The 23,759-nt window shown below is 62.6% G+C and carries 28 protein-coding genes; 10 read left to right on the top strand and 18 right to left on the bottom strand.

The annotated features are described in order from the left end of the window. Positions 1–32: 32 nt before the first annotated feature. The 3 genes from AC1RKJ_RS19080 to AC1RKJ_RS19070 form a co-directional block, all read right to left on the bottom strand. Positions 33–803 carry a DUF169 domain-containing protein gene (locus tag AC1RKJ_RS19080; RefSeq protein ID WP_492792478.1) on the bottom strand — a complete coding sequence of 257 codons (771 nt, stop codon included), beginning with the start codon at positions 801–803 and terminating at the stop codon, positions 33–35. 148 nt (positions 804–951) lie between these two features. Beyond that, a complete protein-coding gene (bfr, locus tag AC1RKJ_RS19075; protein ID WP_492792477.1) occupies positions 952–1,458 on the bottom strand; it encodes a bacterioferritin in 507 nt (168 codons plus the stop codon). A gap of 135 nt (positions 1,459–1,593) precedes the next feature. Continuing rightward, positions 1,594–1,869 carry a (2Fe-2S)-binding protein gene (locus tag AC1RKJ_RS19070; protein WP_492792476.1) on the bottom strand — a complete coding sequence of 92 codons (276 nt, stop codon included), beginning with the start codon at positions 1,867–1,869 and terminating at the stop codon, positions 1,594–1,596. Between the two features lie 238 nt (positions 1,870–2,107). Here AC1RKJ_RS19070 and AC1RKJ_RS19065 point away from each other — a divergent pair, with 238 nt between their 5' ends. The 5 genes from AC1RKJ_RS19065 to AC1RKJ_RS19045 all read left to right on the top strand — a co-directional run bounded on the left by AC1RKJ_RS19065 (position 2,108) and on the right by AC1RKJ_RS19045 (position 4,999). Next, on the top strand, positions 2,108–2,713 hold the full coding sequence (locus AC1RKJ_RS19065; RefSeq protein ID WP_492792475.1) for a pyridoxamine 5'-phosphate oxidase family protein: 606 nt from the start codon (positions 2,108–2,110) through the stop codon (positions 2,711–2,713). 25 nt (positions 2,714–2,738) lie between these two features. Then, a complete protein-coding gene (locus AC1RKJ_RS19060) occupies positions 2,739–3,233 on the top strand; it encodes a CinA family protein (RefSeq protein WP_492792474.1) in 495 nt (164 codons plus the stop codon). A gap of 280 nt (positions 3,234–3,513) precedes the next feature. Then, complete coding sequence (locus AC1RKJ_RS19055; RefSeq protein ID WP_492792473.1) at positions 3,514–3,906, top strand: hypothetical protein; 393 nt, start codon at positions 3,514–3,516, stop codon at positions 3,904–3,906. A gap of 205 nt (positions 3,907–4,111) precedes the next feature. Further along, a complete protein-coding gene (locus AC1RKJ_RS19050; protein WP_492792472.1) occupies positions 4,112–4,432 on the top strand; it encodes a hypothetical protein in 321 nt (106 codons plus the stop codon). A 279-nt stretch (positions 4,433–4,711) separates the two neighbouring features. Then, entirely contained in the window at positions 4,712–4,999 is a 288-nt protein-coding gene (locus AC1RKJ_RS19045) for a hypothetical protein (RefSeq protein WP_492281197.1), read from the top strand. 68 nt (positions 5,000–5,067) lie between these two features. Here the strand turns inward: AC1RKJ_RS19045 and AC1RKJ_RS19040 are convergent, their stop codons facing one another. The 4 genes from AC1RKJ_RS19040 to AC1RKJ_RS19025 form a co-directional block, all read right to left on the bottom strand. Then, positions 5,068–6,282 carry a lytic murein transglycosylase gene (locus AC1RKJ_RS19040; RefSeq protein ID WP_492792801.1) on the bottom strand — a complete coding sequence of 405 codons (1,215 nt, stop codon included), beginning with the start codon at positions 6,280–6,282 and terminating at the stop codon, positions 5,068–5,070. A 134-nt stretch (positions 6,283–6,416) separates the two neighbouring features. Beyond that, complete coding sequence (locus AC1RKJ_RS19035) at positions 6,417–7,028, bottom strand: TIGR00645 family protein (protein WP_492792471.1); 612 nt, start codon at positions 7,026–7,028, stop codon at positions 6,417–6,419. A 165-nt stretch (positions 7,029–7,193) separates the two neighbouring features. Further along, positions 7,194–7,964: a trans-aconitate 2-methyltransferase gene (gene tam / locus AC1RKJ_RS19030; protein WP_492792470.1), complete on the bottom strand. Its 771-nt coding sequence runs from the start codon at positions 7,962–7,964 to the stop codon at positions 7,194–7,196. Between the two features lie 51 nt (positions 7,965–8,015). Further along, the gene (locus AC1RKJ_RS19025; protein ID WP_492792469.1) at positions 8,016–9,170 is read right to left on the bottom strand and encodes an acyl-CoA dehydrogenase family protein; all 1,155 of its coding nucleotides are present in this window, start codon (positions 9,168–9,170) and stop codon (positions 8,016–8,018) included. Positions 9,171–9,373: 203 nt separating this feature from the next. Here AC1RKJ_RS19025 and AC1RKJ_RS19020 point away from each other — a divergent pair, with 203 nt between their 5' ends. Further along, positions 9,374–10,081, top strand: coding sequence for a winged helix-turn-helix transcriptional regulator (locus AC1RKJ_RS19020; RefSeq protein ID WP_492792468.1), 708 nt, complete (start codon positions 9,374–9,376; stop codon positions 10,079–10,081). A 29-nt stretch (positions 10,082–10,110) separates the two neighbouring features. Here the strand turns inward: AC1RKJ_RS19020 and AC1RKJ_RS19015 are convergent, their stop codons facing one another. Genes AC1RKJ_RS19015 through ettA form a run of 4 tightly spaced genes read right to left on the bottom strand, consistent with a single transcriptional unit; the run spans position 10,111 to position 13,213 of the window. After that, positions 10,111–10,539 (bottom strand): hypothetical protein, encoded by a 429-nt coding sequence (locus AC1RKJ_RS19015; protein ID WP_492792467.1) that lies wholly within the window; start codon positions 10,537–10,539, stop codon positions 10,111–10,113. Between the two features lie 53 nt (positions 10,540–10,592). Further along, positions 10,593–11,117: a MarR family winged helix-turn-helix transcriptional regulator gene (locus AC1RKJ_RS19010; RefSeq protein ID WP_492792466.1), complete on the bottom strand. Its 525-nt coding sequence runs from the start codon at positions 11,115–11,117 to the stop codon at positions 10,593–10,595. Positions 11,118–11,123: 6 nt separating this feature from the next. Then, positions 11,124–11,567, bottom strand: coding sequence for a MarR family winged helix-turn-helix transcriptional regulator (locus AC1RKJ_RS19005; protein ID WP_492792465.1), 444 nt, complete (start codon positions 11,565–11,567; stop codon positions 11,124–11,126). After that, positions 11,564–13,213, bottom strand: a complete 1,650-nt coding sequence (gene ettA / locus AC1RKJ_RS19000) for an energy-dependent translational throttle protein EttA (RefSeq protein WP_492792464.1) — start codon at positions 13,211–13,213, stop codon at positions 11,564–11,566. Before ettA ends, AC1RKJ_RS19005 begins: the two co-directional genes overlap by 4 nt. 270 nt (positions 13,214–13,483) lie before the next feature. On the opposite strand from ettA, the gene AC1RKJ_RS18995 reads away from it, so the two are divergent. From AC1RKJ_RS18995 to AC1RKJ_RS18985, 3 genes are all read left to right on the top strand, one after another. After that, positions 13,484–13,696 (top strand): hypothetical protein, encoded by a 213-nt coding sequence (locus AC1RKJ_RS18995; RefSeq protein ID WP_492792463.1) that lies wholly within the window; start codon positions 13,484–13,486, stop codon positions 13,694–13,696. A gap of 256 nt (positions 13,697–13,952) precedes the next feature. After that, complete coding sequence (gene gdhA, locus AC1RKJ_RS18990; RefSeq protein WP_492792462.1) at positions 13,953–15,296, top strand: NADP-specific glutamate dehydrogenase; 1,344 nt, start codon at positions 13,953–13,955, stop codon at positions 15,294–15,296. Between the two features lie 239 nt (positions 15,297–15,535). Further along, complete coding sequence (locus tag AC1RKJ_RS18985; protein WP_492792461.1) at positions 15,536–16,492, top strand: D-2-hydroxyacid dehydrogenase family protein; 957 nt, start codon at positions 15,536–15,538, stop codon at positions 16,490–16,492. Positions 16,493–16,596: 104 nt separating this feature from the next. On the opposite strand, the gene AC1RKJ_RS18980 is transcribed toward AC1RKJ_RS18985, so the two are convergent. The 3 genes from AC1RKJ_RS18980 to AC1RKJ_RS18970 all read right to left on the bottom strand — a co-directional run bounded on the left by AC1RKJ_RS18980 (position 16,597) and on the right by AC1RKJ_RS18970 (position 19,474). Continuing rightward, positions 16,597–17,085 carry a VOC family protein gene (locus tag AC1RKJ_RS18980; protein ID WP_492792460.1) on the bottom strand — a complete coding sequence of 163 codons (489 nt, stop codon included), beginning with the start codon at positions 17,083–17,085 and terminating at the stop codon, positions 16,597–16,599. A gap of 132 nt (positions 17,086–17,217) precedes the next feature. Next, positions 17,218–18,057: an outer membrane protein gene (locus tag AC1RKJ_RS18975; protein WP_492792459.1), complete on the bottom strand. Its 840-nt coding sequence runs from the start codon at positions 18,055–18,057 to the stop codon at positions 17,218–17,220. A gap of 178 nt (positions 18,058–18,235) precedes the next feature. Further along, complete coding sequence (locus tag AC1RKJ_RS18970) at positions 18,236–19,474, bottom strand: L,D-transpeptidase (protein ID WP_492792800.1); 1,239 nt, start codon at positions 19,472–19,474, stop codon at positions 18,236–18,238. Between the two features lie 387 nt (positions 19,475–19,861). Here AC1RKJ_RS18970 and AC1RKJ_RS18965 point away from each other — a divergent pair, with 387 nt between their 5' ends. Continuing rightward, positions 19,862–20,764 carry a hypothetical protein gene (locus AC1RKJ_RS18965; protein WP_492792458.1) on the top strand — a complete coding sequence of 301 codons (903 nt, stop codon included), beginning with the start codon at positions 19,862–19,864 and terminating at the stop codon, positions 20,762–20,764. Between the two features lie 42 nt (positions 20,765–20,806). Here the strand turns inward: AC1RKJ_RS18965 and AC1RKJ_RS18960 are convergent, their stop codons facing one another. The 4 genes from AC1RKJ_RS18960 to AC1RKJ_RS18945 form a co-directional block, all read right to left on the bottom strand. Beyond that, positions 20,807–21,277: a GNAT family N-acetyltransferase gene (locus AC1RKJ_RS18960; RefSeq protein ID WP_492792457.1), complete on the bottom strand. Its 471-nt coding sequence runs from the start codon at positions 21,275–21,277 to the stop codon at positions 20,807–20,809. A gap of 32 nt (positions 21,278–21,309) precedes the next feature. Continuing rightward, entirely contained in the window at positions 21,310–22,161 is an 852-nt protein-coding gene (sseA, locus tag AC1RKJ_RS18955) for a 3-mercaptopyruvate sulfurtransferase (RefSeq protein ID WP_492792456.1), read from the bottom strand. 46 nt (positions 22,162–22,207) lie between these two features. Next, a complete protein-coding gene (locus tag AC1RKJ_RS18950) occupies positions 22,208–23,215 on the bottom strand; it encodes an NADP-dependent oxidoreductase (protein WP_492792455.1) in 1,008 nt (335 codons plus the stop codon). 63 nt (positions 23,216–23,278) lie between these two features. After that, positions 23,279–23,707 (bottom strand): rhodanese-like domain-containing protein, encoded by a 429-nt coding sequence (locus AC1RKJ_RS18945; protein ID WP_492792454.1) that lies wholly within the window; start codon positions 23,705–23,707, stop codon positions 23,279–23,281. Positions 23,708–23,759: the final 52 nt, after the last annotated feature.

The following is a 23,759-nucleotide window of genomic DNA, read 5'->3' as shown; positions in this document are numbered from 1 at the left end:
TCACGGGGACGACTCGCTGAAATATCGCAAACCTACTTCCGCCCCGGATAACTCACAGCCATGCCCGCGCGCACGTCCTGCTGCACGCCGTATTGCGCGAACGGATAACGGAATCCGTTCTTCGACAGCGCCTTCATGCCGGCGATGGCGCTGACGAGATATTCCGGCGGGGTCGCCATCAGCATTTCCTCGTCGAGCACGCCGCCATAGCGGCGCTCGGCGAAACACGGAATCGACAGGCTCGGCAATCGCGTGGTCAGCGCGCGGCCCCATGAGTCGGCGCAGGCGGATTCGCCAACCACGCTCCAGTCGAAACGCTTGTAGCCAGACCACTGCAATCCGTTGATGAAATAGATCATCGCGCCGGGCGTTGCGTAAAACAGCGCGATGTCCGGCGGATCGAGCTTGCCCGACGACAGCGGCCCGACCGCGAGCGCGTCGTATTGCCCATCCGGCACGCAATGCATCGCCTCCTGGTGCGCCTGCGCATCCTGCTGCGTCGAGAACCACACGCCGGTCATGTGCTGTCCGGATTGCCATGTCTCGGTCTTGGCGCCGCCGAGGCCGACCACCGCGCGGCATTGCGCGCCGACCAGATCGTCGCTGGTGATGCCGACCGTCCAGCCGATCCGCGCCGCCTGCGCCACGATCTGGTCCAGCGTGTGCACGGATTGAGGCCTGCGGATTTTCGGGATCGCCTCCATGTCCTCGCGCCGCGTGAACATCTTCATGCCGAACGGGATCGAACGCAGCTTCAGCAGCGAGTCCAGATCGCCGACGATCGCAGGCCAGTCATATGTCATCGCGTTTCTCCCGGTGTTCTTGTTATCGGTGAGGCTAAAGCATTTCGCGGCGAAGGGGAGCGCCAAAAGAAAAGCCCGGAGCCGCAACGAGCGGTCCGGGCTTTGATCGTAACAGGCATTTGGTGGCCAACGGCCGATCCAAACGAATTCAGTGGCCGCCGCCCTCCGGCGCATTGTCGTCGCCGATGCTGCCGACATGCTTCTGCTCGTAGAGCTGGATGCCGATGCGCTCGACCAGATCGATCTGGGTTTCGAGGAAATCGATGTGATGCTCCTCGTCCTTCATGATGCTCTCGAACAGGTCGCGCGAGACGTAATCCTTGATGCTGTGGCAGTAGGTCGCCGCTTCCTGATACAGCGCGCGCGCGCCGTTCTCGGCGGCGAGATCGCATTCCAGGATCTCCTTGACGTTCTGGCCGATGCGCAACGGGTCCAGCACCTGCATGTTGGGGAAGCCGTCGAGGAACAGGATGCGGTCGGTGAAGCGGTCGGCGTGGTGCATCTCCTCGATGGATTCCTTGCGCCACTGCTTCGCCATGTCCTTGAGGCCCCAGTGGTTGAGCAGCCGGAAATGCAACCAATACTGGTTGATCGCGGTCAGTTCGCTCCGCAGGCCCTTGTTGAGGTAGTCGATGACCTTGGGGTCGCCCTTCATGATTCACTCCATCGCGGACCGTCCCAGGGACGGTCAAAATCTAATTTAGAAACGTTCTAAATCAGATTCCACGCGAGTACAACCCCTCGCCGAAGTTATCGGCAGGAGGCTGAAAATATCAAACGGTGAAATGACTTAGCAGGCAGCTTGGGCGAACAGAGCCACAGGCTCCGGATTGGCCTCGGCGGCGTCATGCTGCTGGCTATGGGGGCATCCCGAGCAGCAGGATTTCGCGCAGGCGCCAAGGGCTTCGTCCATGATCTTCTTGATGGTCCGGGCGCAACGGCCGCACTCGGCGCTACAGCCGAGACATCCATAGACCTGCCCCGCTGTGCGCGGAAAATCCTTGGCTTGAGTCACAACGTTACGCACGTCGTGGTCGGTCAGGACGTTGCAGGAACAAACGATCATGGACTGCTGGGCAAAACCTGTGAGGACTGTTGATCCACAGGTATGGGAGCGAAGCCGCCGATGCAAAAGGAAAACAGCTACTTTTAAGCTATTCCAAACTGGCTTCGCGCTTCGCAGACAGTTTGGAATCGATCTAATCTGATTTTCAGAAAGCGATTTGAGCCCTGTGGCGCAGCCTCCAAATGCATGACGCAGCGGATTGGGTTAAACGTGAAGATCGCAAGAACGGGAGCACCGCGTGGCGCATATCGGACCTGAAGACCTCGGCACCATCTATGCCCCACCGACCGAGCGCGTGATCGCGAAACAGCTCGCGCGCATCGATCGCCACGCCGCGAACTTCATCGGCCTGTCGCCGTTTTGCGTGCTGGCGACCTCAGGGCCTGACGGCACCGTGGATGCCTCGCCGCGCGGCGGCAATCCGGGCTTCGTCCATATCGAGGGCGAGACGCGGCTTCTGATGCCGGACCGCCCCGGCAACAACCGCATCGACAGTTTCCGCAATGTGCTCTCGGGCTCGGGCTACGTGCAGCTGATCTTCTTCGTGCCGGGCCTCGACGAGACGCTGCGCGTCGGCGGCCAGGCAAAGCTGTCCACGGACGCCGATCTGCTGGCGACGATGATCGAATTCGGCAAGCTGCCGCGCGCGGTGCTCGATATTGCAGTGGCGGAAGTCTATTTCCACTGCGGCAAAGCGCTGATGCGTTCGAAACTGTGGTCGCCGGACTCGCGCGTCGCGCGCACAGCGCAGCCGAGCATCAGCGAGGTCATCCACGAACAGACCGGGCAAGGCACGCCCGAAAGCCAGGAAGAGGTCGAGGCGCGTTACAAGACGCAGCTCTGACCCAACCACAACCGAAAGCCTCACCATGGAAAAGCTGCTGCCGCTCGCGGAGAAAATCGCCGCGTCCCTGATCGCGCGCAAGGAAACCATCGCCGTCGCGGAATCCTCCACCGGCGGATTGATTTCAGCAGCGCTGCTCGCGGTGCCCGGCGCGTCCGCCTACTACCGCGGCGGCGGCGTGATCTACACGCCGCGTGCGCGCGCTGCGCTGGTGAACATCACCAAGGAAGAGATGGAAGCTCTCGGCAACCGCGGCGCGACCGAGCCCTACGCCATGCTGCTCGCAAACCGCGCAAGCGAACTTCTCAACACGACGTGGGGTCTCAGCGAAACCGGCGCGAGCGGACCGTCGGGCAATCGCTACGGCGACGCCGCCGGACATTCATGCATCGCGATTGCGGGACCTCGGCCGCGCGTCATCACGCTCGAGACCGGCGACAGCGATCGCATCGCCAACATGCGCGCCTTCTCGCTGCGCGCGCTGGAATTGTTCGCGGAAACCATCGGCTTGTCCCGCTGAACAATATTTCGCAAAACGCCCCTGATGCGAATTATTCAGCATTTCCGGGCCGAATCAGCATCGGCGCGAGTGCGTTCATGCAGATGAACGGCGCTCAAGTTTGATGTGCGAGTGTGACAGGTGAAAAAATAACACTGATTTTGCGGAACAATTCGGGGCCGAAAACCTTAATGGAGGGTAAGCGCCGTTATCCCTGAATAATTAACGACTTTCATCGCATTTTCGTCACATATGCCCCCTACGCCCCGTTGTCATCAGCCCACATACTGAAGTGAGAATTATGCGAAAGTTTGTAATCGCGATCGCTGCTGTTGCCGCACTGTCCTCTTTCAGTGCGCCTGCATCTGCCCAGGACGCCGTGATGTACCAGGACGGAGAAACCGCAGCCCCCGCTCCGAAGAAGCTGTCGATGTATCAGAGCGCCATGAGCGAAGTCGCGATCCTGCGCTATCGCACGGCTCTCAAGCTCCGCGCCGAGCAGCAGAAATACTGGCCCGCCGTCGCCAGCGCATTGCGCGCGCTTGCGCGCGAGCCGCAGGTCAACGAGGCCGCCGTGCGCCGCTTCGCGCCTGCCGCGTCCGCGCTGTTCGCCCGCCTCGACGACCAGCAGAAGCAGACCGCGATGAGCCTCGTGCAGCGCGCCGGTCTCCAGCAATACGCCTCGATGTTCTAAGCGGCCCGCCCGCGATTCATCGCGCGGCATTCGATATTCAAACGGCGCTTCGCATTCGCGAGGCGCCGTTTTTCTTTTGCGCCAGCACAATCCAATCATGGCGAGAATCCGCCCCCGCCGTTCAGTTCCTGTTCAAGAGATCGGTGCAACTTTCCTCGTCGCGACCCGTTATTTAGGGGTCAACGCAACGACGAAAGGTGAAGCCATGAAGAAGATCGGCGTTAGGAAGATCGTCTTGGCGGTTGCCGCTGCCGCTACTGTCGCAGTCACCGCCCTCGCAGCCCCGGCTCCCGCCGAAGCGCGCGGCGGACGCGTCGCGGCCGGCGTCGGCCTGGGCATTCTCGGCGGCGCCATCGCGGGTGCCGCGATCGCCAACAGCGGCGGCTACTACGGCCCGGGCTATGGCTATGGTTATGGCTATTACGGCAACGGCCCCGTCTATGTGTCCGCGCCCTGCTACTGGCAGCGTGAGCGGTTCTGGGACGGTTACGGCTGGCGCGTCCGCCGCGTTCAGGTTTGTAACTAATCCGGATCTGCGACCCGTCGCCCGGCCATTTTTTAGCCGTGACGGGCTGGAAGAAATAGGCGCTCCGGGAGGGTTAAAACCTCCTTCCGGGGCGCTTTTTTTAGGATTCAACCAAGAGAATCCCCGATATACTGCGACGGGGACGTCACAAGATGCCGGTGCGGGATGACGCCGGTGCTTTGAAAACGGGGCCAACCGGGATAAATGAGTTCCCGTCATTGGACCTTGCAGACCAATCGCCTTGCGCCGGGCTCTGGCGTGATCTGAGGAGAGACAACTATGAAGAAAGTTCTTTCGGCGTTCCTCGCGGTCGCAACGATCGCCGGTTCGCTCGCAACCGCGATGCCCGCAGCCAAGGCTGATGGCGGCCGTGTCGCCGCCGGCGTGGGCCTTGGCCTTCTGGGTGGCGCGATTATCGGCGGCGCGATTGCCAACAGCCGCCCTGCTTACGGCTATGGCTACGCTCCCGGCCCCGTGTACGTCGAAGAGCCCGCCTGCCGCCTCGTGCGCGAGCGCTTCTGGGACGGCTACGGCTGGCGCGTCCGCCGCGTTCAGGTTTGCGATTGATCTGACCTTCTCACGATTGCTTCGTGAGACATGAGTTTCAAAACCCGGCCTCGCGGCCGGGTTTTTGTTTAGCGCCCCGCGCTCATCGCGCGCAGCACATCCGCGCTCGGCCAGCAATCGACCTTCAGCCCCGCCTTTTTCTGATAAGCGCCGAGCGCCGCACGGGTCTGCATCCCCGCCTTGCCGTCGAGCTTCGATGAGTACAGGCCGATGCGCTCCAGATGCTTCTGCATCGCCTCGACATCGGTGCTGCGCATCTGCGTCGAGGCCGACCACGGTGTCGCGAACTTCGGACCGTTGGCCATGCGGTCGGCAAGATGACCGACGAACAGCACATAGAGATCGGAGAAATTGTATTCCTTGATGACGAAGTAATTCTTCGTCGTCAGAAACGCCGGGCCGTAGATTCCCTCCGGCTGCAACAGCGACGCGCTCTGCGCCATTTCAGCTGCGCTGAGACGCAGGCCCCGCACCGGGATATATCCCTCGCGCAGCCATTCGGAGATCGGCTTGGTCACTTCCGGCACGCCCTGCGTGCAATCGGCATTGCGCGGCGCGTGGACTTCGTAGGCCCAGCGCAAACCAGCCTGCCAGCCCTTGTTCTTGAGCTGTTGCGCAGCGGAGGCCAGCGCATCCGGCACCGAGGTCCAGATATTGATATGCCCATCGCCGTCGAAATCGACACCATGCTTGGCAAGCTCCGACGGCAGGAATTGCGTCAGCCCGGTCGCGCCACCCCATGACGTGCGCAGATCCTTGCGCGTCACGTCGCCGTTCTGGATTAACTTGAGCGCCTCGATGAATTCGCCGCGATACTGGTCCTTGCGACGCCCGACATAGGCCTGCGTCGCCAGCACGCGCAGCCCGTCATACGGCAGGGCGTAGCGCCCGTAGTCGGTCTCGCGTCCCCAGATCGCCAGAATGATCGGCCCCGGCACGCCGAAGCGCTGCTCGATGGCGGCCAGCGTGGCGCGCTGCTGGATCATCAGCCGCTGGCCCTCGGCGGCGAGCCGCGCGATGCTGGCTTCCTTCACATAGTCGGCAGGCACCTGCACGAATTCGGCCTGCGACGGCGCGCCGGTCGAGGGCCGTCCGGGAAGCAGCAAATCGGGCAATTTATAATCCGGCTCAAGTCCGCGCGTCTGTGCGTCGAATGTCGCGCGCGAGACACCGGCCTGCTGCGCCTCCGGCCATAATGAGGCGATGAACTGGGTGAACGCTGCGTCGGCGGCGAAAGCGCGCGGCAGCGCAAACAACAGGACTGCGCTCGACAGTGCGATCATCAGCGCCCGGCGCAAGGCGGCGGCCAGTTTGATACGGGACATCGTCATTGCGGGCGAAGCGAAGCAATCCAGTCCTGATTTGGCAAGGGGTGGATTGCTTCGCCGCAAGGGTTCCTCGCAATGGCGGATCTCACTCAATGTGCGCCGTGGCCATTCTTGCTTGCCTCAGTGCGCGCGGCGTCGGCATCGTTGGACAGCTTGTCCACCCAGGCGATGCCGATGGCCGACAGGATGAACATGCCGTGGATGATGGTCTGCCACATCACGCCCGCTTCGGTGTAATTCGTGGTGCGGCCCGCGCCGCCGAGATTGCCGGCCTCGATGAAGGTGCGCAGCAGATGGATCGAGGAGATGCCGATGATCGCCATCGCGAGCTTGATCTTGAGCACGCTAGCGTTGACGTGGCTCAGCCATTCCGGCTCGTCCGGGTGGCCCTGCAGATTGAGCCGCGAGACGAAGGTCTCGTAACCGCCGACGATCACCATGACCAGAAGATTGGAGATCATCACCACGTCGATCAGGCCGAGCACCACCAGCATGATCTGCTGCTCGGTGAAATCGAACGAGTGCATGATGAGATGCCAGAGTTCCTTCAGGAACAGGATGACATAGACGCCCTGGGCGACGATCAGCCCGACGTACAGCGGAAGCTGCAGCCAGCGCGATCCGAAGATCAGCATCGGGATCGGGCGCAGCGCCATGTCGGCGTGCGACGGCAGCAACGGGGTTTCGGGGGTCATGGACATTCGGGGGACGTGCTCCGGCTAGCTGATCATCGAAGGTGCTCAGCTAGGGAGAATGGCCGATTCTGTCGAGACGTGCTGTAGCGGCGTTTAACCGCAAGCGAATTTTTCAGTCCGACATCATTGTGTCAGGTTCATGCGGGTTGGCAGGCAAGACCCGCTAAACCTTCATTTCACCGCCACGATGAACAGCCTTGGAAACCGCAACAACACCTTGCCGTCGGCCTGCGGCAGGTAGCTCGCGGCGATACGCGCCTTGTAGGCATCGAGGAATTCCTTGCGCTCCGGAATCTCGAGCGGATCGAGAAACGGACGCAGGCCAGTGCCCTTCACCCATTCGACGATGGCCTCGGCGTCGTCGAGCACATGATTGTAGACCGTGTGCCAGACGTCGATACGCTTACACAGCGGGCGCAGCGCGTCGTAATAGACGCCGGGCTCCGGCAGGTTGTCCCGTGCCTCCAGCACGTGCGCGAGCTGGGTATGAAATTGCGGCAGGCGCGCGACCTCGCGCATCTGGACATGCGAGGGCTCGTCCATGTTGTCGGGCATCTGCACCGCGAGCGCGCCGTTCTGCGGCAGCGCGAGGGCAAGACGGATCAAGTGCTTGAGATGATTCGGCACCCACTGAAAGACCGCGTTGGCGAACAGCACGTCGGAGCTGGCCGGCGGCGCCCAGTGCGAAATGTTGGCTTCGATGAACGTCGCCTGCGGCAGCCGCTCGCGGGCCTGCCGCAGCATGTCCGCCGAAGTATCGATGCCGGTCAGCTTGGCCTGCGGCCATCGCTTGGCCAGCAGTTCAGTGGAATTTCCCGGACCGCAGCCGATGTCGACCACGCCCCGCGCGTCCGCTATCGGGATTTGCGCCAGCAGGTCGCGTGCGGCCCGCGTCCGTTCATCTTCGAACTTCAGGTATTGCTGTGCATTCCAGTCGGCCATGCCGCCTTTTACGACATGGCCGACTGTTTTGCGTGCGAAATCAGTTTCGCGTCAGAAAATTTTATCGGTCGGCAGGCCGAGCGCCACCGCGCCCGCATATTCGGCCTGCGGTCCGGCTTGCAGCGGATGATAGCGCGCCGCCTGAATATCCCGGAAGCGGCGCTCCAGCCCCTGCGCCCGGTAGAACCCGGCGCCGCCCGCCGCCTCCATCGCCAGCTCCACGGCACGGATGGCGCTGCGTTCGACCAGTTGCCGGCAGATCATCACCTCGTTGATGCTTTCCGCCGAGGGGGCGCCGCGAGCAACCACCGCGAGCATCCCGTTGCGAGCCAATTGCGCGGCGCGCAGCGACGTCTCCATCTGTCCGACCAGCGACAGCACATTGTGGTCGGCATGGCGCTTTGCGGCAAGCTTCACTGCGATGTCGCGCGCGCTTTCCGCGATCCCGAGATAGACCGAGTAGACCAGCGGAAACGCCAGCGTGCCGATGATCTGGAAAACCGGATGCCATTGGCCCGCCTTGCGCGATACCGCCACCACGGCATCGGGAACCACATGACCGTCGATCTGCACGTCGTGCGAGCCGGTGCCGCGCATCCCGAGCGTGCGCCATGTGTCGAGCACCTTCACGTGCGGCGAGTTCATCGGCAGGCCGAAGTGAATAACCGTCGGCCCGTCCTCGCTCTCCAGCACCGCCGACGTCATCAGCAGGTCGCCCAGGGGCGCGCCCGAGGTGAACACCTTGCGCGCGGAGATGCGGTAGCCGCCCTCGACCTTCTCGGCCTTGCCCGAACCCGCGATCCAGTCCGATCCTCCGCTCGAGAGCAGGATGATCCGCTCGGCGGCGACCCGCTTCAGCAGAGGCTCGGCGCCCGCGAATTTCTGGTGCGTCCAGCGCCATGCCGGAATCGCGACCTGGTGGGTGTGCATCGAGAACGCCAGCGCCGTCGAGCCGCAATAGCGGCCCAGCACGCGCAGCATCTCGGCGAGTTCTTCATAGGACGCGCCGCCGCCGCCGAGTTCGCGCGGCACGCCGGCCTCGACCAGACCCGCTTCTTTCAGCGCATTGATGTTCTCCGCGACGAAACGGTCTTCGTCGTGAATCTCCGCCGCGGCGAAGCGCTTGCCCAGTGCATCGGCGATCTGGACGGCATCGAATTCCTTGTTGAATTCCTTGGGGGACGTCATCGGTTGAACCTGAGCCATGTCGGCCTCCTCCTCTGATGTGATGCCCCATCATCGCAATCCCGCAGCCGTCCTCTAGTCCTGCATCTGGACTGGTCTCGGGAATCCGAGCTATGCGGATTTGCGAAACGCCGCACCGGGCGCGGCAATCTGGCGCGCCTCCGCGCCCCCTTCAGCTCCAAGAAATGGACTGGACTCTCAAAAGGCCCGGTCCTAGCCTGAAGATGCTCAATGAAAATCGCCGGAGGACTGAGGTGGAAGGCAGCTTCGGCCAGTTTTGTCCCGTGGCCATGGGCGCGGAAATTTTCTGCGCACGCTGGACGCCGCTGGTGCTGCGCGAGTTGCTGTGCGGCAGCACGAAGTTCAATGACATCCGGCGCGGCGTGCCGCGCATGTCGCCGACGCTGCTGTCCAAGCGGCTAAAGGAGCTTGAGAAAGCCGGAATTCTCCAGACACGCGGACCGGGCAAGACCGACTACGTCCTCACGCCCGCCGGCGAGGACCTGCGTCCCGTGGTGATGTCACTCGGGAACTGGGGACAGCGCTGGGTGGACTCCAAACTGACGCTGCGCAATCTCGATCCGTCGCTGCTGATGTGGGACATGCGCCGCAATCTCAATCCGAAGCCGCTGCCGCCGAAACGCTGCACCGTGTTCTTCCATTATCCCGATCTGGAAGGCCCGCGGCGCTTCTGGTGGCTGGTCATCGACAGCGGTGCCGTCGACCTCTGCCTGGTGAATCCGGGACACGAGATCGACCTCACGGTGAAAGGGCCGCTGCGCGTGATGACCGCGATCTGGATGGGCATCACCACGGTGAAGACGGAGACCGAAGCCGGCCGCCTCGACGTCGCGGGCGACCCTGTGATCGCCCGCTCGATTCAGAAGTGGCTGGGTCTCAGCCCGTTCGCGCGCGAGATGAAACGCGCCTAGTGCAATGGTTCGCAAAGTCCAGCTGAAGCTCAGCCGCCGCAATTACCCTGCACGGCGGCGTCAGCCTTCTGGCGCGCGATTTCGCCGGCCGCCGACGCACCCACGTTCGCCGCGGCGCTCGCCATGCCGGATGCAGCGCCGCCGAACGGCAGGAAGCCGACCGCGCTCGACAGCACGGATGTGCCCACCGCCGTATTCTGCGCGCTGGTCACGGCCTCTTGGCATCGCCTGGCGCGCTCCATCGCCTGTTGCTGCTGCTTCTGCACCCGCTGCGACTGCTGACCCGCGCCGCGCCCGCGCGTATCCGCCGCTCCCTGCGCCTTGCGCGCCTCATAGGCCTTGATGTTCGCCGCCCGCTGCGCCGGCGACAAGCCGACATCGTCAGCCATCGTCGACAACACCGAGCCCGGCGTCAGCAAAAGAAGCGTGAGTGCAAACGCGATGAATCGCAAAATCATGATCTGTCCCCTTGTTTGGAAAGATCACTCCTTAGCGGCGCAGGCCGCCGGATTCACGCGGGATCGATTGCAGTTTTGCTGTCGATGGCGCTCTCACCGGTCCACACAAAGCCGTGATCGCGCATGATACGGATTCGCGCCTGCAGGTATCCGTGACCGATGGTTTCCAGACGCCGCGTCGGCAGCAGAAAGATACGGCGGCGATCGTCGGGATCGACCTGGCGCACGATCATGCCGCTTTCTTCCATGTCATCGAGATGGCGCGAGACGGTTGCTTCGGTGACGAACAATTCGAAATAGGTCGCAAGCTCCTTGTGCGTGATCGGACGTTCGGCGAGCCAGCGATGCGCGACGATGCTGAACATCATGTCGGCCTCGAACACGCTGCGCCACGGCCGGTTCAGCACGCCGGAGGCGATCATCGTGCGCCGGAAGTCTGCGCGCCACTGAACGTAAGCGATGTCGATAGCCAGCGCCGCGCGCTCCTGTGCATCGATCGTGCACTCGCTCAAATGGAATGTCTCCGTCGTAGTCGCTCCGATTTCTTCGGATGTCAGTGTCTTGTCGTCGCCCCCCATCGTCCCTCACCCCGTCACGTTGCCGCCGTTCCAGATAAAACCGTTCTCACGCATGATGCGCAGCCGAGCCTGCTGAAATTCATGGCCGAGGCCTTCGAGCCGCCGCGTCGGCACCAGGAACATGCGGCGGCGGTCGCCCGCGTCGATGCGGCGCTCGACAAGCCCGCTCTTCGCCATGTCGTCGATGTGCCGGGAGACGGTGGCTTCGGTGGCAATCATGCCGAAATATGTCGCAAGCTCCTTCAGCGTGACCGGCCGCCCCTTCAGCGCGTGGTGCGCGACGATGCTGAAAATCATGTCGGCCTCGAACACGCTGCGCAACGGGCGCTCGAGAACGCCGTCGGTGAACAACCTCTTCCGGAATTCCGACCGCCACTGGACCCAGGCAACGTCGATGGCGAGGAGCGCACGCTCCTGCGCATCGAGGTCGCTGTCCAGCGGCGCGTTCAACGCGTCAGCTTCTTGTACTTCACGCGATGCGGGATCGCCGCATCCTGGCCGAGACGGCGCAGCTTGTCCTTCTCGTAATCCTGGAAGTTGCCTTCGAACCATTCGACATGGCTGTCGCCTTCGAACGCCAGCATGTGGGTCGCGATGCGGTCGAGGAACCAGCGGTCATGGCTGATGATGACGGCGCAACCGGCGAAATCCTCCAGCGCCTCTTCCAGCGCGCGCAGCGTGTCGACGTCGAGATCGTTGGTCGGTTCGTCGAGCAGCAGCACGTTGGCGCCCGAGCGCAGCATCTTGGCAAGATGCACGCGGTTGCGTTCGCCGCCTGACAGCGCGCCGACCTTCTTCTGCTGGTCCGCGCCCTTGAAGTTGAACGACGAACAGTAGCCGCGCGAATTGACCTCGCGCTTGCCGAGCAGGATCAGATCGTTGCCGCCGGAGATTTCCTCCCACACGGTCTTCTTGCCGTCGAGCGCGTCGCGCGACTGATCGACGTAGCCGAGATGCACGGACTCGCCCACCGTGATGGTGCCGGCATCCGGCTTTTCCTGTCCGGTGATCATCTTGAACAGCGTGGTCTTGCCCGCGCCGTTGGCGCCGATCACGCCGACAATGCCGCCGGGCGGCAGCTTGAAGGTCAGGTTGTCGATCAGGAGGCGGTCGTTGAAGCCCTTCGAGAGCCCTTCGAAGTCCACCACGTTCTGGCCGAGACGTTCAGCGACCGGAATGGTGATCTGCGCGGTCTGGGTCTGCTTCTCGCTGGCCTGCTTGAGCAGGTCCTCGTAGCGCTGATAGCGCGCCTTGGACTTGGCCTGACGCGCCTTCGGCGACGAGGCGATCCATTCCTGCTCGCGCTCCAGTGTCTTCTGGTGCGCAACATCCTCGCGGCCTTCCTGCGCCAGACGCTTCTGCTTCTGCACCAGCCACTGCGAATAGTTGCCCTCGTAGGGAATACCCTTGCCGCGGTCGAGTTCGAGAATCCAGCTCGTCACGTTGTCGAGGAAGTAGCGGTCATGGGTCACGATCAGGATCGCGCCGGGATAATTGCGCAGATGGCCTTCCAGCCAAGACACGGATTCCGCATCGAGATGGTTGGTCGGCTCGTCCAGCAGCAAGAGGTCCGGCTGGTCGAGCAGCAGCTTGCACAGCGCGACGCGGCGCTTTTCGCCGCCTGACAGCTTGGAGATGTCCGCATCGTCCGGCGGACAGCGCAGCGCGTCCATCGCCTGATCGACCTTGCTGTCGAGATCCCACAGGCCCGCGGCCTCGATCTCGTCCTGCAATTTGGTCATCTCGTCGGCGGTCTCTTCGGAGTAGTTCATCGCCAGTTCGTTATAGCGATCGAGGATCGCCTTCTGCTTGGCGACGCCGAGCATCACGTTCTCGCGCACGGACAAGGCGGGATCGAGCTGCGGCTCCTGTTCGAGGTAGCCGACGCGCGCGCCCTCGGCGACCCACGCCTCGCCGTTATAATCCTTGTCGATGCCGGCCATGATCTTGAGCAGCGTCGACTTGCCCGAGCCGTTGACGCCGAGCACGCCGATCTTGGCGTCCGGATAGAACGAGAGATGGACGTTATCGAGCACCTTGCGGGTCGGGTAGGCCTTGGACAGACCCTGCATGAAGTAGACGAACTGGCGAGCCATCGTGATCCTTGGAACCGTCAGATTTGAGCGGGAATACGCGGGAATTTGCTGCCGTTGATGTAACTGCGGGAACCGCAAAGGGCAACCGGCGAGCCCCCGGGAAGTAGCGATTTGGAAAGCCTAACAGGCGGAATTTCCCGCGTCGTCAGGCCGTTGCCGGGGCAAACACCGCTTTTTAATCGATTCCCCCACATCCTTCAAAATCGAACCGCGAACTGGCGCGCCGCGACGAATTGGCAGCGTCGAACAACAGATCGTCGAGCAGAAGCCATGACGACGCAGAGCCCATCGATTGCATCCCGCATCGCGGACGTCACCGCGCGCGCCCCGGCCGGTTCCTCCAACAAGGGATTGATTGCCGAGATCGTGACCTTCTGCCACGAGTTCGCCCAGACCGCCTTCACATCCTACCATCCGGAGCGGCACTACATGCGCGGACCCGGACCGGCGTGCGCCAGCAAGCAGAAGCAGCACCGCGTCTGACGGACGCCGTGCGGTGGTAAAACCGCACAATTTGCTCACTTTGCTCGCTGAAAACGACGTTCCGCGCCTCGCGAGCTATGCCGCGAGAGGGACTGAATCCTCGCACAGCGCATAGATTGACGCTGCCCTGCATGGTTCGTAGGACATCAGCGCGCGCCGGGCGCAAACGACAGCTTTTCAACCGCAGGCGAAGAGGAACCCTCTTCGCCTGCGGTCGCGCGTTGTCGTACCTAAAAAACCATAGGTGTAAGATTAAATGCTCGATGAAAAACTTCAGCCGATTTTCGCTGACGTACTACGCCGCAATCCGGGCGAGGAAGAATTCCACCAAGCCGTCAAGGAAGTCCTCGACAGCCTCGGAGCGGTTGTCGCCAAACATCCGCATTATGCAGAGGACGCGCTGATCGAGCGCATCTGCGAACCAGAACGACAGATCATTTTCCGCGTGCCGTGGGTCGACGACAAGGGCAAGGTCCAGATCAACCGTGGCTTCCGCGTGCAGTTCAATTCCGCGCTCGGCCCGTTCAAGGGCGGCATCCGGTTTCATCCCACCGTCTATCTCGGCACCATCAAGTTTCTCGGCTTCGAGCAGACGTTCAAGAACGCGCTCACCGGGATGCCCATCGGCGGCGGCAAAGGCGGTTCGGACTTCGATCCGAAAGGCCGCTCCGCCGGCGAGATCATGCGCTTCTGCCAGTCCTTCATCACCGAGCTCTATCGCCATCTCGGCGAATATACCGACGTGCCTGCCGGCGACATCGGCGTCGGCCAGCGCGAAATCGGCTACATGTTCGGCCAGTACAAGCGCATCACCAATCGCTACGAGTCGGGCGTGCTGACCGGTAAGGGCCTCGCATGGGGCGGCTCGCAGGTGCGCACCGAAGCCACCGGTTACGGCGCGGTCTATTTCGTCGAACGTATGCTGCGCACGCGCGGCCAAGGCTTCGACGGCAAGAAGGTGATCGCATCCGGAGCCGGCAACGTCTCCATCTACACGATGGAAAAGGTGTCCGAACTCGGCGGCCGTGTCATCGCGTGTTCGGATTCCGACGGTTACGTCGTCGACGAGGCCGGTATCGATATCGCTCTTCTCAAGGAGATCAAGGAAGTCAAACGCGGCCGCGTCTCCGATTATGCGAAGGCGCGCGGCAAGAATGCGACCTTCGTTCCGAACGGCCGGATCTGGGACGTGCCCGCCGATGTGGCGATGCCGTCCGCGACACAGAACGAGCTCAACGGCCAGGACGCGCGCACGCTGCTGAAGAACGGCGTGATCGCCGTGGGTGAAGGCGCCAACATGCCCTCCACCCCGGAAGCCGTGCGGCTGTTTATCGACGCAGGCATCCTGTTCGCGCCGGGCAAGGCGGCCAACGCGGGCGGCGTCGCAACCAGCGCGCTGGAGATGCAGCAAAACGCCTCGCGGGATTCCTGGACGTTCGAAGCGACCGAAACGCGGCTCGCCACGATCATGCACGGCATCCACGACCGCTGCGCCGAAATGGCCGACACCTACGGATCGCCGGGCAACTACGTGCTGGGCGCCAACGTGGCGGGCTTCATCCGCGTCGCGGAGTCCATGCGCGCCCTCGGCATCGTGTAAGGATCACCCATCCGATGAACAAGCGCTCCGGCAAAAAGCCGGGGCGCTTTTTCTTTGCGTAATCCGCTCGATCTCTCATCACGTCATTGCAAGCGCCAGCGAAGCAATCCAACTTTGTGACCTCGCATTGAAGTGACGATGGATGCTTCGTCGGCTTCGCCTCCTCGCAATGACGGGTTGAATTCCCCGTCCCGCCACGTCAGCATGCCCGCCAGCCAAGAACAAAAAACGAGGCCCCGATGAGCTACCGCGTCGCAATTCTCGACGACTACCAGAACGTGGCCCTGAAACTGGCCGGCTGGTCATCGCTGAAAGACAAGATCAGCATCACCGTGTTCGACAAGCCGTTCGCTTCAAGCGAAGACGCGGTGCGCGCCTTGCAGGATTTTCAGATCGTCTGCGCCATGCGCGAGCGCACGGCTTTCAGCCGCGAGGTGCTGACCGCGCTGCCGAACCTCAAGCTGCTTTTGACATCGGGCATGAAGAACGCCGCCTTCGACATGGACGCTGCCAAGGAACGCGGCGTCACGGTGTGCGGCACCGGCGGTTTCGGCAACGCCACCGCCGGATTGACCATCGGCCTGATGCTCGAACTGACCCGCCATATCGGCTTCGAGAATGCGCGGATGCACGCGGGCCAATCGTGGCAGGTCACTATGGGAGAGGACGTCGAGGGCAAGACGCTCGGCGTCGTCGGCCTCGGCAAGCTCGGCCAGAAGGTCGCGGCAATTGCAAAGGCCCTCGGCATGAACGTGATCGCATGGAGCCAGAACCTGACGCCGGAAGCCTGCGCCGCCGCGGGCGTGACCTACGCGACGAAGGACGAGTTATTCGCGAAAGCCGACATCGTCACCATCCATCTGGTGCTGAGCAGCCGCTCGCGCGGGCTGGTCGGGCGCGCCGATCTCGAACGGATGAAGCCTTCGGCCTATCTCATCAACACCGCGCGCGGGCCCATCGTCGATGAAGCCGCGCTGCTGGATGTGCTTCAGCGCAGGAAGATCGCGGGTGCGGGCCTCGACACGTTCTCGCAGGAGCCTCTTCCGCTCGATCATCCGATCCGGAAGCTCGACAATGTCGTGTTGACGCCGCATCTCGGCTACGTCACGCAGGAAAACTACAGCCGCTACTATGCCGACATGGTCGAGGACATCGCGGCGTGGATCAAGGGCACACCGGTGCGGGTGATGACCTAACTGCCTCACCCGTCATTGCGAGCGAAGCGAAGCAATCCACTCTTTGCAAGGATATGGATTGCTTCGTCGCTTACGCTCCTCGCAACGACGAATGGACGAAGCCTTCATCCCCGTCTCGCCGCCTCGATCGTGGCCACGTCAATCTTCTTCATGGTCATCATGGCGTCGAACGCGCGCTTGGCTTCAGCCCCGCCGATCGCCAGCGCCTCTGTGAGAACGCGCGGCGTGATCTGCCACGAGATGCCCCACTTGTCCCTGCACCAGCCGCACTCGCTTTCCTTCCCGCCGTTTCCGACGATCGCATTCCAGTACCGGTCCGTCTCTTCCTGGTTGTCGGTCGCAATCTGAAACGAGAAGGCCTCGTTGTGCTGAAACACCGGCCCGCCATTCAGGCCGATGCACGGGATTCCGGCGACCGTGAATTCAACCGTGATGACATCTCCCGCCTTGCCTGACGGATAGTCACTCGGGGCCTTGTGAACGGCGGTGACTGAGCTGTCCGGAAAAACACTCGCATAAAATCGCGCGGCCGCTTCGGCATCCTTGTCGTACCAGATGCAGACCATGTTTTTGGGTGCCTTGTTCCCCGCCATGCGGATCTCCCCATCGGTTTGCGGTGATCCAATCAATATCGCACATGCAGAAAAGTTGCATGTCATGCGCAAACAAAAAGCCCGGCAAAACTCTAAGGTCTTGGCCGGGCTTCTGTTTAACGGATCAAAAAATCAGAAGTGATAGTTCGCGCCGAGGCGCACGACGTGGAAGTCAAGATCGCTGAAGTGCGTGTTGTAAGATGAAATTGCGTTACCGGGAACGCCGGGGGCAGCCGAAGTGATATTGCTACGTCCAAGATTGACGTAGAGATACTCAGCTTTGAAAGAAACATTTCGCCAGGCTGCGTATTCAAAGCCGCCACCAGCGGCGTACCCGGTCATCACTTTAGTCGTTGGTCCCGTGTAGCAAGCTCCTGAAGCAGGAGGACACGCGGCACCGAAGCCACCACCCGTTGCGGTATAGCCTATCGTGTTGCTGAGGGTGGAGTTTGCGTGGACCGAGCCGTAAGCCAGGCCACCCGTTCCGTAAACGAGGAGTTTGTCAGTCGCGAGCAATCCAGCGCGCGCGCGCAGCGTTCCGAACCATTCAACATTCTGCTCGGCGTTAACTTGCCCGGGTCGACCGATTAGCGCGTAGGGCGTGGCCGCCGATCCCTTGATGTCACTGCCCTGAAAATCCGCTTCCAGACCAATCAGCCAATTCGGCGAGACCTGCCAATTGTAACCAACCTGCGCGCCGCCAAGAACGCCTTTGACATCGTATGCAACTGACGACGCCGGGTTTGGATTGGAAAAGTTGAATACGTTCGCGGATACAACGTCATTGGGCGCAAAGGTCGCAACCGGATCGTTAAAGCCATAGCCGACGTTGAGGCCGGCGTAGAAGCCCGTCCAGCTTGAGACAGCCGCCAATGGAGGCGCTTTTGTATAGGGGCGCGGCGCGATGTCGGCAGCGTGCGCGCCGGTTGCGCCAAGAGCGGCAACGGCGGCAGCGATCAAAAGCTTTTTCATGAAATTCCTCAAAAACATGCAACAAAATCTGGCTGCACCTTAAGGAGAGTCGAAGGTCGTTACTGTAGCGCGCGGGCAACAGCGTGGAACTCCGTCGATAGGCTTCTTTGACACTGCGAGCCCAAACAAAAATGCCCGCGACAGGCGCGGGCATTTTTCATTCGATCTGACACCTGATTTAGCGGATCGTGACCGGAGCAGGCAGCGGCGGCACGACTGCCGGCCCCTGATTGGGAACGCCGACCGGCGCACCCTGCGGCGAACCTGCCATTGCCTGACCCGACATCGCCTGACCTGTCGACATCGGCTGACCTGGCATGGACTGACCCTGCATCGGTTGCGCGGCCGCCACCGCTGGCGGCTTGCCGCCCGGCAACACGACCACGCGGGTGCCGACCTTGGTGCGCTCGAACAGATCGGTAACATCCTCGTTCAGCATGCCGATGCAGCCCGACGAGACGAACTGGCCGATGGTCGACGGCTGGTTGGTGCCGTGAATGCGGTACACGGTCGAGCCGAGATAGAGCGCGCGCGCGCCCATCGGGTTGCCGTCGCCGCCGGCCATGAAGCGCGGCAGGTAGGGCTGGCGCTCGATCATTTCCGTCGGCGGATGCCAATCCGGCCACTCGGCCTTGCGGGTGATCTTCTGCACGCCGGTCCAAGTGAAGCCGTCGCGGCCGACGCGGACGCCGTAGCGGATCGCGCGCCCGTTGCCGAGAATGTAATAGAGGTGCGTGTTCGGCGTATCGACGATGATGGTGCCGGCAGGCTCCTTGGTCGGATAGGAGACTTCCTGCTTGCGCAGGTTCGGCGGCAACTCCTTGCGCGGGCCGGTTTCCGGCTGCTCCTCGGGCGGCAGCGCCGACAGCATCAGCGGACGGCCATCGCTGCCGATAGCGCCCTGCTGCGGCTGAACTGCGCTGGCCGCGCCACTATCGACTGCACCCGGCGGACGCGGACGATCGGTAAAATCGGCGCCCTGCGGCGGGCCACGGTCGGAGTAGATCGGCGCAGGGCCGCGATCCGAATTGGCGGGCGAAGGCCCGGAATAAATGGTTGGCCGGCCATAGCGCGGATCGTCCGGCGACATCACCGGGCCGCGCGGGTCCAGTCCCGGCTGCTGGTAGCTCTGTTGCTGCGGAGCGGACTGCTGGTAATTCGGCTGCTGCTGATAGCCCGGAGGCGACAGCGCGGTGGAACGGTCGTCTTCATCCAGCCGGTCGAAATCGGGCACGCCGCGGTCGCCGCGATAACCACCCGGCGCGCCATAGGGCGCGGGCTGCATCGGCTGTGAATAGCCGGGAGGCGGCGGATAAGACTGCGCCAGGGCCGCAGGTGCAGCCAGGCCAGCCACTGCAGAGACGGCAAAAGCCGTCGCGAGAGAACTCGCAAAAGAGTTGGAAAGGCGATTGAACATCATGCCCCTTGTATAGTGCGTAACCCGCCACCGTATCGTTAACGGCAGATCGCTCAGGATAGCGGCGCATTCAAGACATTACCGGAAAATATGGCCTGAATTGGCTGACTTTTTCGCGAGATCTTCGCGAGATTGCAGCCGGGCAACAGGTTCCCGCCAATATGGCGAAGTGCCGGGGGCGGTTGAACTTTTCTGCGGGTCCGTGTTGCCGCTTGCGGTATTCTTTCATCAGGCCTGATTCGCGGCCTTTTGCCTGCCATCCCAGCCGTGTTCCGGCCTCGTTTTTGCGTGCCGCGTATCGTTTTCCCGGTGTGGTGTTTTCCAGTGTTCGCAAGCGTCCCGTTTGGGTTCGATGATTTTCGTCACTGAAGGCAGGACTTAACCGACATGCTTCCCGGTTTCCGGTTTTTGTTCGCAACGGTTGTTCTCGCGGTCTCCGTGCTGGTGTTCGGCCTTGGGGCTGCGGCGCTGCTGCGCGCGGCGCATGAGGAATTCGTGAACCTGCCGTCGTGGCGGCTGGCCCAGCAGCCGGTGCTCGCGCCGCAGTTCGAAATGAGCGGGCCGACACTGGCAATGCTGCGGATCGAGGCGCTGGCGGCGAAGCCGTCGCTGGATAAGCCGCGGCAGCAGGCGATCATCCGGGACATCCCGCGCGATCTTCCGGACGCCAAGGCAGCCGAGACCGCCGCGCAGGACCGCAGGCTGTCCTTCGCTGCACCGGACATCGTCACCCCGCAAAACATCCCGCAGGACAGAAGCGACGCGCCCGGGGAGACCGAACAGGTTGCAGCGCCGCAGGCGGTGCAGTTCGCCCTGAACGCGCAGGCCAGCGTCGTGGATCCTGCGCCATCCGAACAATCCGCGACCGAGCAAGCCAGCACCGACGAAGGCAAGACCGAAACCGTCAAAACCACCGAAACCAGAGTTGCCGAAACCAGAACCGCCGCTCTCTCCGAAGTCGCGAAGCCTGCGGGTGCCGCGGCGGCGTCCGAGTCGAAATCCTTCGAGGCCAAATCCTTTGAGGAAAAATCAGGCGCGAGCGAAGCCTCCGAACCGCGATCGACGGAAAGGATCGCCGCGATCGACCGATCGTCGGAAGCCACCGCATCCGCCACGCTGCCCGGTCCCGTGGTGAAGAAAGTCAGGCGCACCAACGTCCGCGCCATCCGGCAACGCCGCGCCGCCGCGATCGCCCGCGCACGGGCCGCCGCCCGCGCGCGCGCCATTCAGCAGCAGCAGGGACAGGCCTCCGATCCGTTCGGACTGTTCGGCACCGCGCCGCGTAGCTGACGGCATCTTGAATGCGGGCGGATCGTTCGCAGCGCCGCCGGATCAGACAGCCGTCAGCCGCTTGAACATCGGATAGCTCTCCGTACCGAACTTGAAGAACGGCGTTCCGCCGTCGCGATAGCCTGCCGCGCGGTAGAACCCGTGCGCGGTCTTCGTGCTGAACAGCGTCGCGCCGGCGTTTCCCTGCTTGAGGCTGACGCCTTCGAGACCCGCAAGCATCCTTTTGCTCACACCCTGAAACCGGAAATCCGGCGACACGTAGTTGCACGTGATCTCGCCGTCGTTGTTCACAGCCCCGACAGAGGCAATCAGCCCGCCGCGGTCCGCCACCAGAACCGTGTTGCCGGTATCCTTGAGCCACGCGGCGAAAACATCCGGCGTCTTGTTCGCCAGCCAGCGGCCGAGAATCGCGGTGTCGCCCCGGTGATCTGCGACGCACAACTCGGCGATCGAGCGCCGCATGGTCTCGCAGGCTTTCACGGCATCACTTAAAACGGCGGGGCGAATGTGCATCGGCGTTTTCTATCGGATGCTGGTGCTGCCGGCTACGCCGGCCCCGTCGCGACCGGAGGCCCGCCCTGCTCGCCCCACTCCGACCATGAGCCGTCGTAGAGCGCCGTGTCGGCGATGCCGAGCCGGTACAGCGCCAGCGTCAGCACGCCCGCCGACACGCCGGAGCCGCAACTCGTGACGATGGGCCTGTTCAGATCGACACCCGCGCCGGAAAATGCCGCGCGCAGGTCGTCCAGCGACTTCATCGCGCCGGTGCTGGCATCGAACAGGCCCGCGTAAGGCACGCTGCGCGCGCCGGGAATATGTCCGCCGCGCAGACCGGGGCGCGGCTCGGGCACGCTGCCCTCGAAGCGCGCGCTCGGCCGCGCATCGATCACCTGCTCGGCCTTGCTCTCAAGATTTCCGATCAGCTGCGCCATGCTACGCACGCGCTTCGCATCGAACGTCGCCTTGAACGTCGCGGGCTTAGGCAACGCCTCGCCGCTCTCGATTGTGCGGCCTTCCAGCAGCCACTTCTTCAATCCGCCGTCGAGCACGCGCACATTGGCGTGCCCGAACGACAGGAACATCCACCAGGCGCGGGGCGCCGCGACCCAGCCGCCACCATCATACACCACAACGGTATCGTCGTTGCCGATGCCGAGCGCACCAACATCGCGGCCGAACTGCGCGGCGTCCGGAAACATATGCGGCAACGAGCTTGAGTGATCCGACACGGCGTCGACATCGAAGAACACAGCGCCCGGAATGTGCTGCTGGAGATAATCCTCCTTCGGCAGCGGCGTGACGCCGGGCAGCTTGAACGACGCATCGATAATTTTCACGCGCGGGTCGTTGAGGTGCGCGGCCAGCCATTCGGTGGAAACGAGAGGATCGGTTGTCATGCTGATGCTAATTCCTGCTGAATGAAATTTCGGGACGTGAAGTGCGTCAGGCATCCATCGAGACGACGACCTTGCCCTTCGCGCGTCCGCTTTCGACATAGGCGAGAGCCTCGGAAATCTGCGCAAATGGAAATGTGCGATCGAGGATAACCTTGAGCTTTCTGCCTTCGATCAACGAGCCGAGTTCGGACAATCCGGCTCCGCTCGGATGCATGAAAAGATAGCGATAGGTCACGTTTGCGTCGCGGGCCTGCTGCCGGATTTTCAGGCTGATGATCCAGAACAAGAATGCGAGAAAGCGCCGGCCGCCGAGATCCTTCATCGCCGTCTCGGGCTCCGGCAGTGCGCCGACCGAAACAACCGTGGTGCCGGGCTTCATGATGCGGAACATTTTCGCCAGCGTCTCGCCGCCGATCAGATCGAACCCCGCATCGAATTGACGCCCGGCTTCCGCAATGTCCTGCGAGGTGTAATCGATGATGTCGTCGCAGCCGAGCGAGCGCACCAGGGCTTCGCCGCGTTTCGATGCCGTGGTCGTCACATGCGCACCAAGCCATTTGGCGAGCTGGATCGCAAAGGTGCCGACACCGCCTGCACCGCCTGAGATGAAGACCTTCTGCCCCGGCTTGATCTTGAGTTCGTCCCGCAGCGCCTGCAACGCGGTCAGGCCCGCCAGGGGGACCGCCGCGGCGGTGACGAAATCGATGTTCGCCGGAATATGCGCGGCGTAGTCCGCGTCGATACATGCCTGTTCGGCGAACGCGCCGCCACCTTCCTTCGCGACGCGTGCATACACACGATCGCCCGGACGAAAGGCTTTCACATCCTTGCCCACGGCAATCACTTCGCCAGCCAGTTCATTTCCAAGCACGAAAGGCAGCCGGGGCCGGTAAATCGCGCGAAGCTTTCCCTCGCGGAATTTGAAATCGACCGGATTCAACCCGGCGGCGCGAACCTTCACAAGAATTTCGTGAGGCGCGGGCGAAGGCGCGGGCACGTCCTCCAGCTTCGCGCCATCAGACCCGCCATAACGATGGAGAACGTAGGCCAGCATTCGCGTTCCTCTGCTCACCGTTCGAGAGTTCTACCGCCTTCGAGATGCCGATGAAGCCGCGGATCAATCCTTCTTCTTCGGCTCGACCTTCTCGATCGGGCCGCCCGCTTCACGCCACGCAGTGAAGCCGCCGCCGAGATGCGCGACCGGAGACAGCCCCATGTCCTGCGCGGTCTTGGCGGCCAGCGCGGAGCGCCAGCCCGACGCGCACTGGAAGACAAACTTCTTGTCCTCCTGAAAAATCGGCTTGGCGTAGGGACTTTCCGGATCGATCCAGAATTCCAGCATGCCGCGCGGACAGTGAAACGCGCCGGGAATGCGCCCCTCGCGCTCGATCTCGCGCGGATCGCGCAGATCGACGATCACCACATCGCTCAGGCCGACGCCGCCGTTGGGAAAACGTTCGACGGCTTCCGCCGCGTTGATGGTTTCGACCTGCCCGTTGGCCTCGTCGAGCAGCTTCTTGTAACCGCGGGTGATGGTGGATGGCATGGGGACTCGCTGATAAAAACGGGACGAAAAGCCTACCACGTTTCTCTCAACG

This window comes from Afipia sp. GW822-FHT04G07, assembly GCF_058800765.1.
This window is presented reverse-complemented; position numbering and strand designations above follow the sequence as displayed.

What these genes read in the sequence shown, in the direction of transcription:
- AC1RKJ_RS19060 (WP_492792474.1), top strand. Translation starts at nt 2,739, where the DNA reads ATGGAAAAGCTGCTGCCGCTCGCGGAGAAAATCGCCGCGTCCCTGATC.
- AC1RKJ_RS18970 (WP_492792800.1), bottom strand. Translation starts at nt 19,474, where the DNA reads ATGTTCAATCGCCTTTCCAACTCTTTTGCGAGTTCTCTCGCGACGGCT.
- AC1RKJ_RS19040 (WP_492792801.1), bottom strand. Translation starts at nt 6,282, where the DNA reads ATGATCGCACTGTCGAGCGCAGTCCTGTTGTTTGCGCTGCCGCGCGCT.
- AC1RKJ_RS19035 (WP_492792471.1), bottom strand. Translation starts at nt 7,028, where the DNA reads ATGTCCATGACCCCCGAAACCCCGTTGCTGCCGTCGCACGCCGACATG.
- AC1RKJ_RS18945 (WP_492792454.1), bottom strand. Translation starts at nt 23,707, where the DNA reads ATGCCATCCACCATCACCCGCGGTTACAAGAAGCTGCTCGACGAGGCC.
- AC1RKJ_RS18980 (WP_492792460.1), bottom strand. Translation starts at nt 17,085, where the DNA reads ATGGCGGGGAACAAGGCACCCAAAAACATGGTCTGCATCTGGTACGAC.
- bfr (WP_492792477.1), bottom strand. Translation starts at nt 1,458, where the DNA reads ATGAAGGGCGACCCCAAGGTCATCGACTACCTCAACAAGGGCCTGCGG.
- AC1RKJ_RS19070 (WP_492792476.1), bottom strand. Translation starts at nt 1,869, where the DNA reads ATGATCGTTTGTTCCTGCAACGTCCTGACCGACCACGACGTGCGTAAC.
- AC1RKJ_RS18985 (WP_492792461.1), top strand. Translation starts at nt 15,536, where the DNA reads ATGAGCTACCGCGTCGCAATTCTCGACGACTACCAGAACGTGGCCCTG.
- sseA (WP_492792456.1), bottom strand. Translation starts at nt 22,161, where the DNA reads ATGACAACCGATCCTCTCGTTTCCACCGAATGGCTGGCCGCGCACCTC.
- AC1RKJ_RS19020 (WP_492792468.1), top strand. Translation starts at nt 9,374, where the DNA reads ATGCTCAATGAAAATCGCCGGAGGACTGAGGTGGAAGGCAGCTTCGGC.
- AC1RKJ_RS19050 (WP_492792472.1), top strand. Translation starts at nt 4,112, where the DNA reads ATGAAGAAGATCGGCGTTAGGAAGATCGTCTTGGCGGTTGCCGCTGCC.
- AC1RKJ_RS18960 (WP_492792457.1), bottom strand. Translation starts at nt 21,277, where the DNA reads ATGCACATTCGCCCCGCCGTTTTAAGTGATGCCGTGAAAGCCTGCGAG.
- AC1RKJ_RS18975 (WP_492792459.1), bottom strand. Translation starts at nt 18,057, where the DNA reads ATGAAAAAGCTTTTGATCGCTGCCGCCGTTGCCGCTCTTGGCGCAACC.
- AC1RKJ_RS19015 (WP_492792467.1), bottom strand. Translation starts at nt 10,539, where the DNA reads ATGATTTTGCGATTCATCGCGTTTGCACTCACGCTTCTTTTGCTGACG.
- AC1RKJ_RS19025 (WP_492792469.1), bottom strand. Translation starts at nt 9,170, where the DNA reads ATGGCTCAGGTTCAACCGATGACGTCCCCCAAGGAATTCAACAAGGAA.
- AC1RKJ_RS18965 (WP_492792458.1), top strand. Translation starts at nt 19,862, where the DNA reads ATGCTTCCCGGTTTCCGGTTTTTGTTCGCAACGGTTGTTCTCGCGGTC.
- AC1RKJ_RS19010 (WP_492792466.1), bottom strand. Translation starts at nt 11,117, where the DNA reads ATGGGGGGCGACGACAAGACACTGACATCCGAAGAAATCGGAGCGACT.
- AC1RKJ_RS19080 (WP_492792478.1), bottom strand. Translation starts at nt 803, where the DNA reads ATGACATATGACTGGCCTGCGATCGTCGGCGATCTGGACTCGCTGCTG.
- AC1RKJ_RS19045 (WP_492281197.1), top strand. Translation starts at nt 4,712, where the DNA reads ATGAAGAAAGTTCTTTCGGCGTTCCTCGCGGTCGCAACGATCGCCGGT.
- tam (WP_492792470.1), bottom strand. Translation starts at nt 7,964, where the DNA reads ATGGCCGACTGGAATGCACAGCAATACCTGAAGTTCGAAGATGAACGG.
- ettA (WP_492792464.1), bottom strand. Translation starts at nt 13,213, where the DNA reads ATGGCTCGCCAGTTCGTCTACTTCATGCAGGGTCTGTCCAAGGCCTAC.
- gdhA (WP_492792462.1), top strand. Translation starts at nt 13,953, where the DNA reads ATGCTCGATGAAAAACTTCAGCCGATTTTCGCTGACGTACTACGCCGC.
- AC1RKJ_RS18995 (WP_492792463.1), top strand. Translation starts at nt 13,484, where the DNA reads ATGACGACGCAGAGCCCATCGATTGCATCCCGCATCGCGGACGTCACC.
- AC1RKJ_RS18950 (WP_492792455.1), bottom strand. Translation starts at nt 23,215, where the DNA reads ATGCTGGCCTACGTTCTCCATCGTTATGGCGGGTCTGATGGCGCGAAG.
- AC1RKJ_RS19055 (WP_492792473.1), top strand. Translation starts at nt 3,514, where the DNA reads ATGCGAAAGTTTGTAATCGCGATCGCTGCTGTTGCCGCACTGTCCTCT.